The 16,213-nt window shown below is 27.6% G+C and carries 15 protein-coding genes; 12 read left to right on the forward strand and 3 right to left on the reverse strand.

The window, feature by feature from the left end; genetic code table 11:
• From ACYUET_RS11265 to ymfI, 6 genes are all read left to right on the forward strand, one after another.
• The gene (locus ACYUET_RS11265; RefSeq protein WP_460279670.1) at nt 1-1,056 is read left to right on the forward strand and encodes a branched-chain amino acid ABC transporter permease; all 1,056 of its coding nucleotides are present in this window, start codon (nt 1-3) and stop codon (nt 1,054-1,056) included.
• Between the two features lie 3 nt (nt 1,057-1,059).
• Nucleotides 1,060-1,830, forward strand: a complete 771-nt coding sequence (locus tag ACYUET_RS11270) for an ABC transporter ATP-binding protein (protein ID WP_460279671.1) — start codon at nt 1,060-1,062, stop codon at nt 1,828-1,830.
• Complete coding sequence (locus ACYUET_RS11275) at nt 1,823-2,533, forward strand: ABC transporter ATP-binding protein (RefSeq protein ID WP_460279673.1); 711 nt, start codon at nt 1,823-1,825, stop codon at nt 2,531-2,533. The genes ACYUET_RS11270 and ACYUET_RS11275 overlap by 8 nt, the downstream gene beginning before the upstream one ends.
• 548 nt (nt 2,534-3,081) lie before the next feature.
• Nucleotides 3,082-4,002 carry a metallophosphoesterase gene (locus ACYUET_RS11280; RefSeq protein ID WP_460279674.1) on the forward strand — a complete coding sequence of 307 codons (921 nt, stop codon included), beginning with the start codon at nt 3,082-3,084 and terminating at the stop codon, nt 4,000-4,002.
• 191 nt (nt 4,003-4,193) lie between these two features.
• Nucleotides 4,194-5,129, forward strand: coding sequence for a dipeptidase (locus ACYUET_RS11285; RefSeq protein ID WP_460279676.1), 936 nt, complete (start codon nt 4,194-4,196; stop codon nt 5,127-5,129).
• A gap of 144 nt (nt 5,130-5,273) precedes the next feature.
• A complete protein-coding gene (gene ymfI / locus ACYUET_RS11290) occupies nt 5,274-6,017 on the forward strand; it encodes an elongation factor P 5-aminopentanone reductase (protein ID WP_460279677.1) in 744 nt (247 codons plus the stop codon).
• Nucleotides 6,018-6,156: 139 nt separating this feature from the next.
• Here ymfI and ACYUET_RS11295 read toward each other — a convergent pair whose 3' ends face one another.
• Nucleotides 6,157-7,185 carry a branched-chain amino acid aminotransferase gene (locus ACYUET_RS11295; RefSeq protein WP_460279679.1) on the reverse strand — a complete coding sequence of 343 codons (1,029 nt, stop codon included), beginning with the start codon at nt 7,183-7,185 and terminating at the stop codon, nt 6,157-6,159.
• Between the two features lie 159 nt (nt 7,186-7,344).
• The gene (locus ACYUET_RS11300; RefSeq protein ID WP_460279681.1) at nt 7,345-9,243 is read right to left on the reverse strand and encodes an NAD(+) synthase; all 1,899 of its coding nucleotides are present in this window, start codon (nt 9,241-9,243) and stop codon (nt 7,345-7,347) included.
• Between the two features lie 279 nt (nt 9,244-9,522).
• On the opposite strand from ACYUET_RS11300, the gene ACYUET_RS11305 reads away from it, so the two are divergent.
• The gene (locus ACYUET_RS11305; protein WP_460279683.1) at nt 9,523-9,960 is read left to right on the forward strand and encodes an NfeD family protein; all 438 of its coding nucleotides are present in this window, start codon (nt 9,523-9,525) and stop codon (nt 9,958-9,960) included.
• Nucleotides 9,960-10,901 (forward strand): SPFH domain-containing protein, encoded by a 942-nt coding sequence (locus tag ACYUET_RS11310; RefSeq protein WP_460279684.1) that lies wholly within the window; start codon nt 9,960-9,962, stop codon nt 10,899-10,901. Before ACYUET_RS11305 ends, ACYUET_RS11310 begins: the two co-directional genes overlap by 1 nt.
• A 103-nt stretch (nt 10,902-11,004) precedes the next feature.
• Here ACYUET_RS11310 and ptsG read toward each other — a convergent pair whose 3' ends face one another.
• Nucleotides 11,005-13,053 carry a glucose-specific PTS transporter subunit IIBC gene (gene ptsG, locus ACYUET_RS11315; protein ID WP_460279686.1) on the reverse strand — a complete coding sequence of 683 codons (2,049 nt, stop codon included), beginning with the start codon at nt 13,051-13,053 and terminating at the stop codon, nt 11,005-11,007.
• A 235-nt stretch (nt 13,054-13,288) separates the two neighbouring features.
• Between ptsG and ACYUET_RS11320 the strand changes: the two genes are divergently transcribed.
• The 4 genes from ACYUET_RS11320 to ACYUET_RS11335 all read left to right on the forward strand — a co-directional run bounded on the left by ACYUET_RS11320 (nt 13,289) and on the right by ACYUET_RS11335 (nt 16,200).
• Nucleotides 13,289-13,807 (forward strand): hypothetical protein, encoded by a 519-nt coding sequence (locus tag ACYUET_RS11320; protein WP_460279688.1) that lies wholly within the window; start codon nt 13,289-13,291, stop codon nt 13,805-13,807.
• 225 nt (nt 13,808-14,032) lie between these two features.
• A complete protein-coding gene (locus tag ACYUET_RS11325) occupies nt 14,033-14,842 on the forward strand; it encodes an amino acid ABC transporter substrate-binding protein (RefSeq protein WP_460279690.1) in 810 nt (269 codons plus the stop codon).
• Between the two features lie 17 nt (nt 14,843-14,859).
• Nucleotides 14,860-15,501: an amino acid ABC transporter permease gene (locus ACYUET_RS11330; protein ID WP_460279691.1), complete on the forward strand. Its 642-nt coding sequence runs from the start codon at nt 14,860-14,862 to the stop codon at nt 15,499-15,501.
• A 15-nt stretch (nt 15,502-15,516) separates the two neighbouring features.
• Nucleotides 15,517-16,200 (forward strand): amino acid ABC transporter ATP-binding protein, encoded by a 684-nt coding sequence (locus tag ACYUET_RS11335; protein WP_460279693.1) that lies wholly within the window; start codon nt 15,517-15,519, stop codon nt 16,198-16,200.
• The last annotated feature ends 13 nt before the right edge of the window (nt 16,201-16,213 follow it).

Consider the following 16,213-nt stretch of genomic DNA (forward strand, 5'->3'; position numbering starts at 1 on the left):
ATGAAGAAGAGAAATAAAGTTTTAAATATAGCTCTTATTGTAATTATATTTTTACTATTATTAGCTGCAAGTAATAGCTTAGATTCTTATAAAATTAGAATTTTAAATTTATGTGCTATATATACGGTTCTTGGACTTAGTATGAATTTAATAAATGGATTTACGGGACTATTTTCATTAGGTCATGCTGGATTCATAGCTATAGGTGCATATACATCAGCACTTCTTACTATGTCTGAAAAAGTTAAAACTCAGAATTTTTTCATGGAACCATTAATAGCACCATTTAATCATATATCAATTCCATTTTTTCCATCATTAATTTTAGCAGGAATTATTTCAGCAGCGATAGCATTTTTAATAGCTGCTCCAGCTTTAAGACTTAAAGGAGATTATTTAGCTATAGCTACATTAGGTTTTGCAGAAATCATAAGAATAGTAATTAATAATACTCAAAGTTTGACAAATGGTGCTTTAGGTCTAAGAGGAATACCACATAAAACCAATTTATATTGGAGTTTTGGAATAGCAATTATAACAATAATAATAATGGTATCACTTATAAATAGTTCTTATGGAAGAGCCTTAAAAGCTATTAGAGAAGATGAAATAGCAGCTGAGAGTATGGGAATAAATCTTTTTAAACACAAAGCAATAGCTTTTATCATTGGAGCATTTTTTGCTGGAGTTGGAGGAGGACTTTTAGGAAATTTACTTGGTACTATAGATCCTAATATGTTTAAATTTGTTCTTACTTTTAATATACTTCTTATAATAGTTATTGGAGGCATGGGAAGCATTACTGGTACAGTAATTTCAGCTTTTGTTGTAACAATTGCAGGTGAAGCTTTAAGATTTTTAGATATGGAAAAACAATTTAATTTAGGATTTATAAGTTTTACTGGTATACCAGGATTAAGAATGGTTATTTTCTCAATTTTACTTATGATAATAGTATTATTCTTTAGAAAAGGTATTATGGGAACTAAAGAATTAACATGGGATAAAATATTTAAAGTTTCAAATAAAGAAACTTTAGAAGAAAGGGGGAAATAGATAATGGCATTACTTAAAGTGGAAAATGCAACTATGCAGTTTGGAGGTCTTACTGCAGTAAAAGATTTTAATCTTGAAATTAATGAAGGTGAAATAGTTTCTTTAATTGGGCCAAATGGAGCAGGAAAAACTACTGCTTTCAATATGATAACAAATGTCTATACCCCTACAAAAGGTAAAATAACTTTTAATAATATAGATATAACTGGAATGAGACAAGATATTATAACTCAAAATGGTATAGCAAGAACTTTCCAAAATATAAGGCTTTTTAATGATTTAAGTGTTTTAGATAATGTATTAATAGGAAATCATGTTCATATTAAATCTAACTTTATTGAAGCAATGTTAAAATTACCAAAATATAAAAGAGAAGAAAAAGACATGGTTGAAAAATCTATTTTATTGCTAAAAGAATTAGGGCTTGAAGATTTAAAAAATGAAAAAGCAAGTGCTCTTCCTTATGGTAAGCAAAGAAAACTTGAAATAGCAAGAGCTTTAGCAACTAATCCAAAGCTTCTTCTTCTTGATGAACCAGCTGCAGGTATGAATCCTACAGAAACAGATGAACTAACAGAATTTATTAAGGAAATAAAAGAAAAATTTAAATTATCTATATTTATGATAGAACATCATATGAATATGGTTATGGGATTATCAGATAAAATACAAGTTTTTGAATATGGAATAACTATAGCTAAAGGAACACCTACTGAAATACAAAATGATAAAAAAGTTATAGAAGCTTATTTGGGGGTATCTGAAGATGATTAAAATAGATGATTTAGTTGTAGCATATGGTGGAATAGAAGCTCTAAAAGGAATAAATTTAGAAGTTCCAAGTGGAAAAATAGTAACTTTAGTAGGAGCTAATGGAGCAGGTAAAAGTACTACATTAAAATCTATAGTAGGTCTTGTTAAACCTAAAAGTGGTAATATAGATTATGAAGGGACAGACTTAACAAAAATTAGTACTGAGCAAATGGTTAAAAAGGGTATAGCTTTAGTACCAGAAGGAAGAAGAGTTTTTGCAGATCTTACAGTATTAGAAAATCTAAAAATAGGTGCTTATTCTCGAAATGATCATAACGGTATAGAAGAGGATTTAGAAAAGATGTATGAACTTTTTCCTAGGTTAAAAGAAAGAACTTGGCAAGCAGCAGGTACTCTTTCAGGTGGAGAGCAACAAATGCTTGCTATAGGAAGGGCTCTAATGTCTAGACCTAAATTAATAATGATGGATGAACCTTCTTTAGGACTTGCACCTATAATTGTAAAAGAATTATTCGAAATTATAAAAAGAATTAATAAAGAAGGTATGACAGTACTTTTAATAGAACAGAATGCAAATGCAGCTTTAAAAATAGCTGATATAGGATATATTATGGAAACAGGAAGAATAATATTAAAAGGTACTGGTAAAGAATTGCTACATAATGAAGAAATTAAGAAAGCTTATCTTGGTGAATCATTATAATATATATATTCTAATTAAGTTAATACATTTATAATATTTTATAGAGAATTATATATTTAAGTAACAATATCTAGTTAGAAGTATATATAGCATAAATTTTTTATATAAGTTCCTTACTATAATGGTAAGTTATATAATTTATAAATATTTTAAGATTTATATTAATCAATAAATTTTATTAGAACATTAAATATTTATAGGATAAGATGGTTTCAAGAATATAAAGTTGATAATCAATAAAAATAAACTAAATAGAATATATTATTTCTTTCAATATAAATAATATAGAGACTGTAATAAGAATTGAGTTATAATAATTTTTATTACAGTTATTTTTTTGTTTATATAATATAAATGTTCTAATTAAGTTATTATATTTATCATCTTTTATGGAGTTTTATAAGTCCGCAATTCTGATTAAATATCAAATAAAACTTGTTATAGTCACATTTCTTTTTCTTTTAAGAATTTATAAAATCAAATATATTTTATCACTTTTTCTTTTTATTCATATAATGAAAAGAATTAATTTATGTTAGGTTAGGAATATGGGAGATAAATTTATTGAGAGAATATCAAAAAATGGAAAGGTAGTAGAGTTTGATAAAAATTCTAAATTGGTATTTATAAGTGATGTTCATAGAGGGGATGGAGGCAATGCAGATTCTTTAAGAATAAATAAAAATATATATAAAGCTGCTCTTGGATATTATTTTAGGGATGGATATAAATTAATCGAAGTAGGAGATGGTGATGAATTATGGAAAAATAAAAATTGTTTAGACATTTCATTTCATTATAAGGAAATTTTTAAGATATTAAATAAATTTAATAAAGATAAAAGATTATACTTAATTTATGGAAATCATGATATGATAAAATCAAATCCAGATTTTGTTTATAAACAAGAAAAAATTTTTAATAAAATTGGTCATGGTATTGGAAAAGAATTATTGGAGTTATATAATAATGTAACATTCTATGAAAGTATTATACTTAGATATATTCCCATGAAGAAGGATATACTTGTTTTTCATGGTCATCAAGTTGATTTTATGAATTGTCAACTTTGGAGAGTGAGCAGATTTTTAGTAAGGTATTTATGGAGATTTCTAGAAGGGATTGCTGGATTTAAGGCTCCAATAAGTCCAGCTAATAATTATAATAAAGGTAGTAAAATTGATGATATATTAGATATAATTTCAAGAAGACAGAAAAAAATGTTTATATGTGGACATACTCATAATGATATATTTCCACAAGTAGGAGAAGGTTTGTATTTTAATGATGGTTGCTGTGTATTTCCATCATCAATAACTACTATTGAGATTATAAAAGGAGAAATTTCTTTGGTAAAATGGAGTATAGAAGTAGATGAGAATAACAGTTTATATATAAAAAGAGAGAAAATTAGAGGTTCAGAAAAAATAGAAAACTATCTATACTATGCAGATAGATTAAAAATTTAGACTATCTTTTAAAATAGTGTTGATATTATAGTATAAACAAAGTTCTTAGTCTCAGTGAAACTTGCTTTCATCTGAAGGTTAGAAATTATTATTCATGATTGTGCAATTGTTATAGAATTACAGGTGATAGATATCGAATAAACCCCATAGACAGGGGGGATATATATTTAAAATGGAGGAGGTCACTAACAGTGAAGTTTATTGATTTACATTGTGATACGGCAAGTAAAATATATTATAATAAATTAAATTTTGAAAATGATATATGTAAGGTTAATATTGATAAATTAAAAAAAGGAGAGTCATTAGCACAAGTATTTGCTTTTTTTATTGATCAGGATATAACAAGATCACCTTATGAAGAGTTTATAAAACTTTATAATAATTTTAAATTGGAATTTAGTAATTATGATAATGAAATAAATATAGTAACGAATTTAAATGAATTAGAAAAATGTAAAAAAAATAATAAAATAGGAGCATTTTTATCAATAGAAGAAGGAGAAGTAATTCAGGGAGAAAGTGAAAAATTAAGAGAAGTATATGAAATGGGAATTAGAATATTGACAATTACCTGGAATTATCCTAATGCTCTTGGATATCCTAATGCAAATTATAGATATAAAAATAATGGACTAACTACAAGAGGAATAGAACTTATTAAAGAAGCAGAAGAATTAGGTATTATACTAGATGTATCACATTTATCTGATGGAGGATTTTATGATTTGGTTAGGTTTTCTAAAAAACCTTTTATAGCTTCACATTCTAATGCTAGAGAGGTAACTAATCATCCGAGAAATTTAACTGATGAAATGATAAGATTATTATCAAATAACGGAGGCGTTATGGGAATAAATTTCTGTTCTGATTTTTTAGGAACAGAAAAAATATCTTCATTAGAAGAAATAATAACTCATATAAAACATATAAAAAATATTGGTGGGATTGATGTTATAGCACTCGGTAGTGATTTTGACGGAATAGATAATGAAGTTGAAATAGAAAATTGTTCGGAATTTAATAAATTATATAAATATCTTAAAATTAATGGATTCAAAGATTCTGAAATAGAAAAAATATTTTATAAAAATGCTCTTAGAGTTTTTAATGATGTATTAAAATAATGCCATGTTTAAGTTGAATGTTGATATTATAGTATAAATTTCAATGCTAGTTTACCCTTATTATAATATCAACACTATTTTAAAACATAGCGTAAAATAGAGATGCTTTTTGAGAAAGATATAATGAAAAGGAGAAGAGGAAAATTGGGAAAACTATTAGGAAAAGTAGCAATTGTTACTGGTGCTTCAAGAGGAATAGGAAGGGACATTGCTATAGAGCTAGCTAAAGAGGGAGTTAATATAGTTATAAATTATTCTAAAGATGATGAAGGGGCACAAGAAACATTGAATCATATAAAAAGTATTGGAGGATATGCTGTTTTATGTAAGGAAGATATATCATCTTATGAATCAACTAAAAAAATAATAGAATTCACCATAAATACATTAGGAAAAATAGATATTTTAGTGAATAATGCAGCTAAGAGTATTATTGGGTTATTTATGGATTCAAGTGAAGAAGAGATTAATGGAATTATAAATACAAATTTTTTAGGTAGTATATATATGAGTAAGCATGTACTTCCTTATATGATTTCGAATGGGGGCGGAAATATAGTTAATATTTCATCTATGTGGGGAGATGTTGGAGCATCATGTGAAGTTTTATATTCATCTACTAAAGGTGCAATAAATTTATTTACTAAGTCACTCGCAAAAGAGATGGCACCTTCAAATATAAGAGTTAATGGAGTTGCACCAGGTGTTATAGATACAAAGATGAATTCATTTTTAGGAGAAGATGAAAGAAAGTCTTTAGAAGAAGAGATTCCTATGGGGAGATTTGGGAAGCCTAGTGAGATTGGTAAAATTGTAACATTTTTATGTAGTGATGATTCTTCATATATTACGGGACAAATAATAAGAGCAGATGGTGGATATATTTAAAATAAAAGGTGTGATATAGAGGTTTTTATATCACACCTTTTGTATTTTAGGCACAATCAAAAAATAACCAATCCACTTGCCTACCTATTGTCCATTGTAATTTTGGACTTGTTATTTATTTTCATGTGTCTTAATAAAATTATTTTACTTCGTATATCCAACCTTCAGGAGCTTCAACATCACCAACTTGAATACCGCAAAGTATATCATATAATTTACGAACTGTTGGACCAACTTCAGTTTCACTGAAAAATACATGTAATTTATCTTTGTATTGAATACCTCCGATAGGAGTAATTACAGCAGCAGTACCACATGCACCAGCTTCTTTAAATTGATCTAATTCATCAATTGATACCTCTTTTTCGTATACAGGCATATCTAAGTAATGTTCTGCAATATGAAGAAGAGAATATTTAGTTATACTTGGTAATATAGATGGAGATTTTGGAGTAACAAATTCATTATTTTTAGTTATTCCAAAGAAATTTGCAGCACCTACTTCTTCAATTTTAGTATGAGTTGCAGGATCTAGATATATACAATCAGTAAATCCTTTTTCTACAGCTTCAGCATGTGCTTGTAAAGAAGCGGCATAGTTACCACCTACTTTTTGTCCGCCTGTGCCATGAGGTGCCGCTCTATCATACTCATCTGAAACAATGAAATTACAAGGTGTTAAACCATCTTTAAAGTAAGGTCCAACTGGCATACAGAACACTGTAAATATATATTCAGGAGCAGGTTTTACACCTATATTATCTCCAACACCCATCATAACAGGTCTTAGATATAAAGTAGCTCCACTACCATATGGTGGTACATAATCTATATTAGCCTTTACCACTTGCATAACGGCATCAATAAATTTTTCTTCAGGAATTTCAGGCATAAGAAGTTTTTTACAACTTTCATTCATACGAGCAGCATTTCTATCTGGTCTAAATAATTGAATTTTACCTTCTTTTGTTGAATATGCTTTAAGTCCTTCAAAACAACTTTGGCCATAGTGAAGAACAGTAGAAGCTTCACTCATACGAAGCATATTATCTTCTGTAAGTTTACCATCATCCCATTTACCATCTTTCCAAACTGAGACATATCTAAAATCTGTTTTTATATAATTAAATCCTAGTTTGTTCCAATCAATATCAATTTTTTTCCCCATATTAATTCCTCCATATCTAATAGGCTTAAAATTACCTTTATTTAATATGATATATTGTAGCACTACTTAAAGAAAAAATCTACAATTTGATATAAAAAGTGTAATTATATTACTACATTATCAAAATAAGTAAAAAGATAATAGTAAAATGGTAATATGCTATTTCCACGGTACTGCATCAGAAGGCATTCTCCAATCTCCTCTAGGGCTTAGAGATATACTACCAACTTTAGGGCCATCAGGCAAAGCACTCCTTTTAAATTGTTGCGTAAAGAATCTCCACATAAATTTATTAAGCCATTTTTCTATTTCTGAATTTGTATAATCATTTTTAAAAGCTTCTGTTGCTAAGAATAATATTCTATCTTTTGATGAACCATGTTTTATAAAATGATATAAGAAGAAATCATGAAGTTCATAAGGTCCAACTATATCTTCTGTCTTTTGAGCAATTTCACCATTTGAATCTTTTGGTAATAATTCTGGACTAACAGGAGTATCTAATATATCCATAAGTGTATAAGCAACATCACCATTGGATTCTTTTTCAGCAACATATTTTACTAAATATCTTACTAAAGTTTTAGGAATAGAAGGATTTACTGAATACATAGACATGTGATCTCCATTGTAAGTGCACCAACCTAGTGCAAGCTCAGATAAATCTCCTGTACCTATTAAAAGTCCACCTTCTTTATTTGCTAAATCCATTAAAATTTGAGTTCTTTCTCTTGCTTGAACATTTTCATAAGTAACATCATGTATATTTTTATCATGACCAATATCTTTAAAATGTTGAAGTGATGCGTCTACGATGTTTATTTCTCTTAAATCACATCCTAATTCTTTACAAAGAGTTAATGCATTATTATAAGTTCTATCAGTAGTACCAAATCCAGGCATTGTTATAGTAAGTATATTATTTTTATCTAAATTAAGAAGTTCAAAAGTTTTAACTACTACAAGAAGTGCAAGTGTTGAATCTAGTCCACCTGAAATACCAATAACAGCTTTCTTTAAACCAGTATGTTCCAACCTTTTTGCTAAAGCAGAACTTTGAATATTAAAAATTTCTTTGCACCTATCTTCTCTTTCTTGTTTAGAAGAAGGTACAAATGGATGTTTATCTATAAATCTATCAAAACTATCTATATTATTATTGCTAAATTTAAACTTAATAAAACAAGGTTTTTTACCAGTAAATTTAGAAGCATCTCTAAAGCTAAGATTTTTCATTCTTTCAGATTTTAATTTAAAAATATCAACCCAAGAATAAATAACTTCATTATCTCGTTGAAATCTTTTATTTTCCTTTAATAAAGAGCCGTTTTCAGATATTAATAAATGTCCACTAAATGATAAATCAGTAGAAGATTCATGAACTCCAGCAGAAGAATAAATATAGCTGCATATTCCTCTAGCACTTTGATTTAATATAAGATTTTTTCTATAAGTCATTTTACTTACTAACTCATTTGAAGCAGATAAATTTCCTATTATATTAGCACCCATAAGTGTTAAATATGAACTAGGTGGAATTGTAACCCATAAGTCTTCACAAATTTCAACACCAAAATTTGCTATGTTTGAAGAGAAAATAAGATTTGTTCCAAAAGGAACATTTTTTTGGAATTGAAGATCTATTTCATGAGTTTCTACAGAAATACCTTCAGTAAACCATCTTTTTTCATAAAATTCGCTATAATTAGGTATGTATGATTTAGGAACTACTCCTAATATCTTTCCTTTAAATAATAAAAAGGCACAATTATATAAAATACTATCAATTAATAAAGGTGCTCCTACTGCTATTAACATATCACAATCTTCAGTTGCACTTAATATTTGTTGTATTCCATTTAGTGATTTACTTAAAAGATAATCTTGTAAAAATAAATCACCACATGTATATGATGTTACACAAAGTTCAGGAAAAACTATAAATTTACTATTTTTTTGTTTTGCATCGTCTATACATTTTAGAATATTATATATGTTATAATCTACATCTCCAACTTTAGTTTTTGGACATGCAGATGCAACTTTAATAAAATCCATATTATATCAACTCCAATTTCTATTAATACTTTTATTATAACCAAGAATATTTGTTATATATAACCATGATATTTTAAAAGTAAATTAAAATCAATATAATTAAAATAGTTTTGAAATGCATAAAAATATAACTTATAAAAAGATAAAAAATATATTGTAAAAAGGTTTTTAATACTGTATAATCATATTAACCTAATACTTTGATTGGATAATATACCAATTAATGATATACTGATAAATGAAATATTAGAAAACTAAGATAAAGAAGGGGGAAATATAATGACAAGTCTGGTGTTTTGGATTATATTAGGAGTTTCTACATTCTTAATAGATATTTTTACTAGTAGTTTTCTATTTGTATGGTTTTCAATAGGAGCAATAACAGCTATTATTGCAGGGGCTTTAAATGCATCTTTTTTAATTCAAGCAGTAGTATTTTTAGTAGTAAGTATTATTGCAACATCGATTGGATATCCATTGATAAAAAAGAAATATAAGAACGCTGAACATAGAATGCCTCTTATGGAAGAAACATATATAGGAAAAGAACTGTTAGCAGAAAAGGAAATTCACGAAAAAGGAATTATAAAAGTAGGGGGAATTTATTGGACAGCAATAAATTTAGGTGATTCAATAAACGCTGGAGAAAAATTTTGCATTACAGGAATTCAAGGGACAAAGTTAAAAATTAAAAAAATACAGGGAGGGAAAAAATAATGTTTATTATTTTACCAATAATATTAATATTTATAATATTTACAATTTTTTCTTCAATTAAAATTGTAAATACAGGATACTTATGTGTTGTAGAAAGATTTGGTCAATTTAGTAGAGTATTAGAACCAGGATGGCATTTTCTTATTCCATTCGTAGATTTTGTTAGAAAAAGGATTTCAACAAAACAACAAATATTAGATGTACCACCACAATCAGTTATAACTAAAGATAATGTTAAAATTTCAGTTGATAATGTTATATTCTATAAAGTATTAAATGTAAAAGATGCTGTATATAATATTGAAGATTATAGATCAGGTATAGTTTATTCATCTACAACTAATATGAGAAACATAGTAGGTAATATGACTCTAGATGAAGTATTATCAGGAAGAGATAGAATAAATCAAGATTTATTAAGTATTATTGATGAAGTTACAGATGCTTATGGTATAAAGATACTTTCAGTAGAAATTAAGAATATAGTTCCACCAGCAGAGATTCAACAAGCGATGGAAAAACAAATGAAAGCTGAAAGAGATAAGAGAGCTATGATCCTTCAAGCAGAAGGTCTTAGACAATCACAAATTGAAAAAGCAGAAGGTGAAAAGCAATCTCAAATACTTAGAGCAGAAGCAGAAAAACAAGCTAATATTAGAAGAGCAGAAGGTTTAAAAGAATCTCAATTATTAGAAGCTGAAGGTAAGGCTAAAGCTATAGAACAAATAGCAATTGCAGAATCAGAAGCTATAAGAAAAGTAAATAAAGCAATTATTGAATCAGGAACAGATGAAAGAGTTATTGCTATAAAACAAGTTGAAGCCCTTAAAGAGATGGCTAAAAACCCAGCTAACAAGCTTATCTTACCTAATGAAACACTATCATCATTAGGTAGTTTAGCAGCTATAGCTGATACATTAAAAGATGTTGTAAAAAAATAATATAAGGCATAATCAAAAAAATAGTTCTTGTTTTATATTTAGAATTTTTGAGTAAAAAATAGGATAATACATATATGTATTATCCTATTTTTATTTAGTTATTTTAAGACTGTTTTACAGTTGCAATATTTTTATCTCTAGCTTTATGTTTTCCATAGTTAACTTTAAGTTCAGCATTGTCTTGTAAGTTTGTAAATACTATAGGTGTTATTATTGATGGTACTTTATCTTTAATTGAATTGAAATCAACTTCAAGTAATTTATCTCCAGCTTTTACTTTATCACCTTGATTTATAAAAGATTTAAAACCCTCTCCTTTTAAACTTACAGTATCCATTCCAACATGAATTAAAATTTCAATTCCATTATTTCCAACTAATCCAATTGCATGTTTGGTTGGGAAGAGAGTGGCTACTTCTCCATCTATAGGAGAGTAAACAATGTTACCTTCAGGAACTATAGCAAAACCATCTCCCATCATTTTTTGTGAAAATACTTCATCTGGAACTTTTGATAATTCGATTACTTTTCCTTCAATAGGACAAATAATACTAGAGTTTATTGAATCACTATTAGAAGTAGGTTTTTCATCGACAATTATTTCAGTAGAGTCATCTTCATCTACAGCTAAATTACCAGAAATAATATCTTTCATTTGATTTTTAATATTATCAGATTTAGGACCAAATATTGCTTGAATATTATTTCCAACTTCCATGACTCCAGCAGCACCTAATTCTTTAAGTTTACTCTTATCAACTTTATCTTTATCTTTAACAATTACTCTAAGTCTTGTAATACAAGCATCAAGATTATCTAGATTTTCTTTTCCTCCTAAAGCATGAATAATACTATTAGCTAAAGCGGCACCTTGTTTTCTAGAACCAGGGGTACTATCAACAACACCGACTTCATCCTCTTCTCTACCAGGTGTTTTTAAATCAAATTTTCTAATAAAGAATCTGAAACCAAAATAGTATATTACTGAGAAACATAATCCTACTACTATAGCTAACCACCATTTAGTTCTGTTCGGTACAACTCCAAATAATATAAAGTCTATAACACCGCCTGAAAATGTTAAACCAATTTTTACGTTAAGTATCTGCATTATCATAAATGAAAGACCGGCAAAAATACAATGAATTCCAAATAAAATTGGTGCTATAAATAAAAATGTAAATTCAATTGGTTCAGTAATACCAGTTAAGAAGCTTGTTAATGCTCCAGAAAATAATATACCAGAAACTAAAGCTTTTTTTTCAGGTTTAGCTTCATGATACATTGCAAGTGCAGCAGCAGGTAAACCAAACATCATGAAAGGGAATTTACCAGTCATAAACGTACCAGCAGTAAAAGGAACTCCGTCTTTAAGTTGAGCAAAGAATATTTTTTGGTCTCCTAAAACTAAGTTTCCAGCCTTATCAACATATTCTCCAAATTGATACCAGAATGGGTTATACCAAATATGATGTAATCCAAATGGTATTAATGCTCTTTCAATAACACCAAATACAAAGGCTGCAACTGTTTTATTAGTATCTATCATACTTCTTGAAAAAGCAAATAAAGCATTTTGAATAGGTGGCCAAATAAATGTCATAAGAATACCTAAAAGCACTGCTGATGCAGCTGTTATTATAGGTACAAATCTTTTACCGGCAAAGAATCCTAAGTATGAAGGAAGTTCTATATTAAAGAATCTTTTATATAATGATGATGCTATAACACCTATAATTATGCCTCCAAATACTCCGGTTTGTAATGTTGGAACACCAAGAACTAAAGCATACATTGGATCACCTAAATTATCAGCTGTAACACCAATCATTTTACTCATTGTTACATTCATAATTAAGAATCCAACTATAGCTGCGAGTCCAGCAACACCATCACCATCGCTTAAACCGACAGCAACACCAACAGCAAATAATAAAGGTAAATTATCAAAAATAATACCACCAGAACGTTCAATTACTGTTGCGAATAATTGGAAACCACTAGATTTAAGGAATGGCATTAAAGCTAAAAAATCGGGGTTTTGAAACATATTTCCAAATGCAAGAAGTATACCAGCTGCAGGTAAAAGTGCTACTGGCAACATTAATGCTTTTCCAATTTTTTGCAGAACACCAAAACTTTTCTTCCACATAAATAATTACTCCTTTTCTTTTAAATTTTAATTTTAGTATTACCTAATATACTTAAAATATTTAAAAAACATAATGAAATTGTAGAATATAGAAGAAATATGTTTAATAAGATATATAAATTTTAATACTGATTAGTCTAAAAAATTATTGAAGTATTATTAAAAAAGTATTAAAATAGGATACATAAGCTTATATTAAAGATACGCGAAATACTATCTTGTTTGAGGTGAAAAGATGAAAAATAAGAATTTTATATGCTTTTTTCTGTGTATATTTTTGAGTTTTAGTTTAATGGGATGTAAATTTCAAGATGATTATATACTTGTAACAAAACAAAATGAGGATGAAGTACCGTCTTCAGAGAAAGTAGATGATATTTTCGATTCTGATAAAGTTAAAGAATTAGAAGACAAGCTAAAAGATAAACCAGCAGAAATTGCTAATAAATTAGATGATATGGACGAAGATAAAGAAAGAATAATTAAAGAGTTTACAGATAAGGCTGATGAATTAACTGATAAGTTAAATGAAGCAGATTTACAAGGTAAGAGTGAAGACGTTAAGAAAAATATGGAAGAATTAACTGATAAATTAGATGAACTTAAGGACAAGACTGATGATGTTAAAGATAAAATCGAAGAAAAAAAGGATGATAACATTATTGATGAAACTAAAGTAAGTGATATAAAAGATGATTTTAATTCACATATAGATAATTTACAAAAAGCATTAAATAGACTTGGAAATCATTAATATAAAAAAGGATTCTATGATTAATAGAATCCTTTTTTATTTTTAAGAAATTATAAAAAGTTAAATTAGTATACAAATTATATTAATACATAAATAGATAATTTTAAAATAAAATCAAAACTATAAACTTTTAAGTTATAAAAATTTATAATAAAGAATATTGACTTTATTACTTTATCATGATAAAGTAATAAATAAGGAAAGTGAAACAAGGGGGATGGAATAATGAGATTAAATAAAATTTTAAAAAAAGTTTTTATAGCATCATGTGTTATTGTACTTGGAATTAGTTTAGTAGCATGTAAGAATAGCGAGAGCAAGAGTACGTCTGAAAAAGATGAATTGATTATTGGGATTGATGATACTTTTGTACCTATGGGATTTAGAAATGATAATGGGGAATTAACTGGATTTGATGTAGAACTTGCTAAGAAAGTAGCAGAAAAATTAGGCAAGACTATAAAGTTTCAGCCAATTGATTGGAGCATGAAAGAGGCTGAACTTAAAAATGGTAATATAGATTTAATTTGGAATGGATACTCAGTTACTGATGAAAGAAAAGAAAAAGTAGAATTTTCAAAAGCTTATTTAAATAATAGACAAGTAATAGTAACTTTAGCAAATTCTAAAATTAATACAAAATCAGATTTAGCTGGTGCTAAGGTTGGAGCCCAAAATCAATCAAGTGCAGTAGATGCAATAAAAGCAGATGGAGATATAATTAATACATTTGATGGTGGAAATATTGTTACATTTGAAACAAATAATGATGCATTAATGGATTTAGAAGCAGGAAGAATAGATGCAGTTGTTGCTGATGAAATCTTAGCTAAATATTATATAAAAGAAAGAGGACAAGATAAATATAAAGTTTTAAATGATGACTTTGGTAAGGAAACTTATGCAGTCGGAATTAGAAAGGGCGATACGAAATTTGTAGATGAATTTAATAAAGCTCTTGATGAAGCAATAAATGATGGTAGTGCTTCAGAAGTATCAAAGAAATGGTTTGGAGAAGATATAATAGTTAAATAAAAAAAGGAGGAGTTACCTTGAATTACATTTTATCATTAATGCCTCAAATATTAGATGGGCTAAAGGTTACATTAGAAGTTTTTGCATTGACATTGATATTATCTATTCCTTTAGGAATTATAGTTGCTTTAGCAAGGACATCAAAATCTTTAATATTAAAAAAGATAGTAGGAGCATATATACTTGTAATGAGAGGAACTCCACTGTTATTACAAATAGTTATAATATTTTTTGGATTACCTCTAGTTGGAATAACATTTGATAGATTTACAGCAGCTATTTTAGCTTTTGTATTAAATTATACTGCTTATTTTGGGGAAATATTTAGAGCAGGAATAATATCAATTGATAGAGGACAATATGAGGGAGCAGAGGTATTAGGTTTTACTCAAAAAGATACATTTTTTAGAATAATATTACCTCAAGCAATAAAAAGAGTTATTCCTCCAGTAGCAAATGAAATTACTACTTTGGTTAAAGATACTTCTTTAGTATACATTTTAGGATTAGACGAATTATTAAAAGTAGCTAAAATAGCATCTAATAGAGATGTTACATTAATGCCATTAATATTAGCAGGAGCTGTTTATTTAATTGTAATAGGTGTTTTAAGTAAAGTTTTAGAAAAAATAGAAAAAAGGTATGAGTATTACAAATAGGAAGGAGCAATTAATATGTTAAATGTCAGTGGAATTAGAAAGAAGTTTGGAAATACTGAAGTATTAAAAGGTATTGACTTAAAGATTGCAGCAGGTGAGATTTTAGTTATTGTTGGTCCTTCAGGCGGTGGTAAAACTACATTACTTAGATGTATAAATGCATTAGAACAATGTGATAATGGAAGTATAGAAATTGATGGTAAATATATATGTAAAGATGGAAAATATGCTGATAAAAAAGCAATGTCTGAAATAAGAAAAGATATTGGATTGGTATTTCAAAGCTTTAACTTATTTCCTCATATGACTGTTTTAGAAAATATAATAGAAGCTCCACAAAAAGTATTAGGATTAAGTAAAAATGAATCAATAAAGAAGGCAGATGAAATTTTAGGTTTTTTAGGTTTAGGAGATAAGAAAAATAACTATCCTTTTGAATTGTCAGGAGGACAAAAACAAAGAGTTGCTATAGGAAGGGCATTAGCATTAGAACCTAAAATAATGTGTTTTGATGAACCAACATCAGCTTTAGATCCAGGACTTACAGGTGAAGTTACAAATTTAATAAAGAGTTTAAGTAATACTGGAATGGGAATGCTTATAATAACACATGATATGGAGTTTGCAAAAGCTGTATCAAGTAGGATAGTTTCTATGAATGAAGGTAAAATTCAAGAAGGATTAATTTTTGAAGAATAATTAATTTATGTTG

It is taken from the genome of Clostridium sp. CTA-5 (assembly GCF_054768135.1).

Coding starts and splice junctions, on each gene's coding strand:
- ACYUET_RS11265 (WP_460279670.1), top strand. CDS start 1: ATGAAGAAGAGAAATAAAGTTTTAAATATAGCTCTTATTGTAATTATA.
- ACYUET_RS11270 (WP_460279671.1), top strand. CDS start 1,060: ATGGCATTACTTAAAGTGGAAAATGCAACTATGCAGTTTGGAGGTCTT.
- ACYUET_RS11275 (WP_460279673.1), top strand. CDS start 1,823: ATGATTAAAATAGATGATTTAGTTGTAGCATATGGTGGAATAGAAGCT.
- ACYUET_RS11280 (WP_460279674.1), top strand. CDS start 3,082: ATGGGAGATAAATTTATTGAGAGAATATCAAAAAATGGAAAGGTAGTA.
- ACYUET_RS11295 (WP_460279679.1), bottom strand. CDS start 7,185: ATGGGGAAAAAAATTGATATTGATTGGAACAAACTAGGATTTAATTAT.
- ACYUET_RS11300 (WP_460279681.1), bottom strand. CDS start 9,243: ATGGATTTTATTAAAGTTGCATCTGCATGTCCAAAAACTAAAGTTGGA.
- ACYUET_RS11305 (WP_460279683.1), top strand. CDS start 9,523: ATGACAAGTCTGGTGTTTTGGATTATATTAGGAGTTTCTACATTCTTA.
- ACYUET_RS11310 (WP_460279684.1), top strand. CDS start 9,960: ATGTTTATTATTTTACCAATAATATTAATATTTATAATATTTACAATT.
- ptsG (WP_460279686.1), bottom strand. CDS start 13,053: ATGTGGAAGAAAAGTTTTGGTGTTCTGCAAAAAATTGGAAAAGCATTA.
- ACYUET_RS11320 (WP_460279688.1), top strand. CDS start 13,289: ATGAAAAATAAGAATTTTATATGCTTTTTTCTGTGTATATTTTTGAGT.
- ACYUET_RS11325 (WP_460279690.1), top strand. CDS start 14,033: ATGAGATTAAATAAAATTTTAAAAAAAGTTTTTATAGCATCATGTGTT.
- ACYUET_RS11335 (WP_460279693.1), top strand. CDS start 15,517: ATGTTAAATGTCAGTGGAATTAGAAAGAAGTTTGGAAATACTGAAGTA.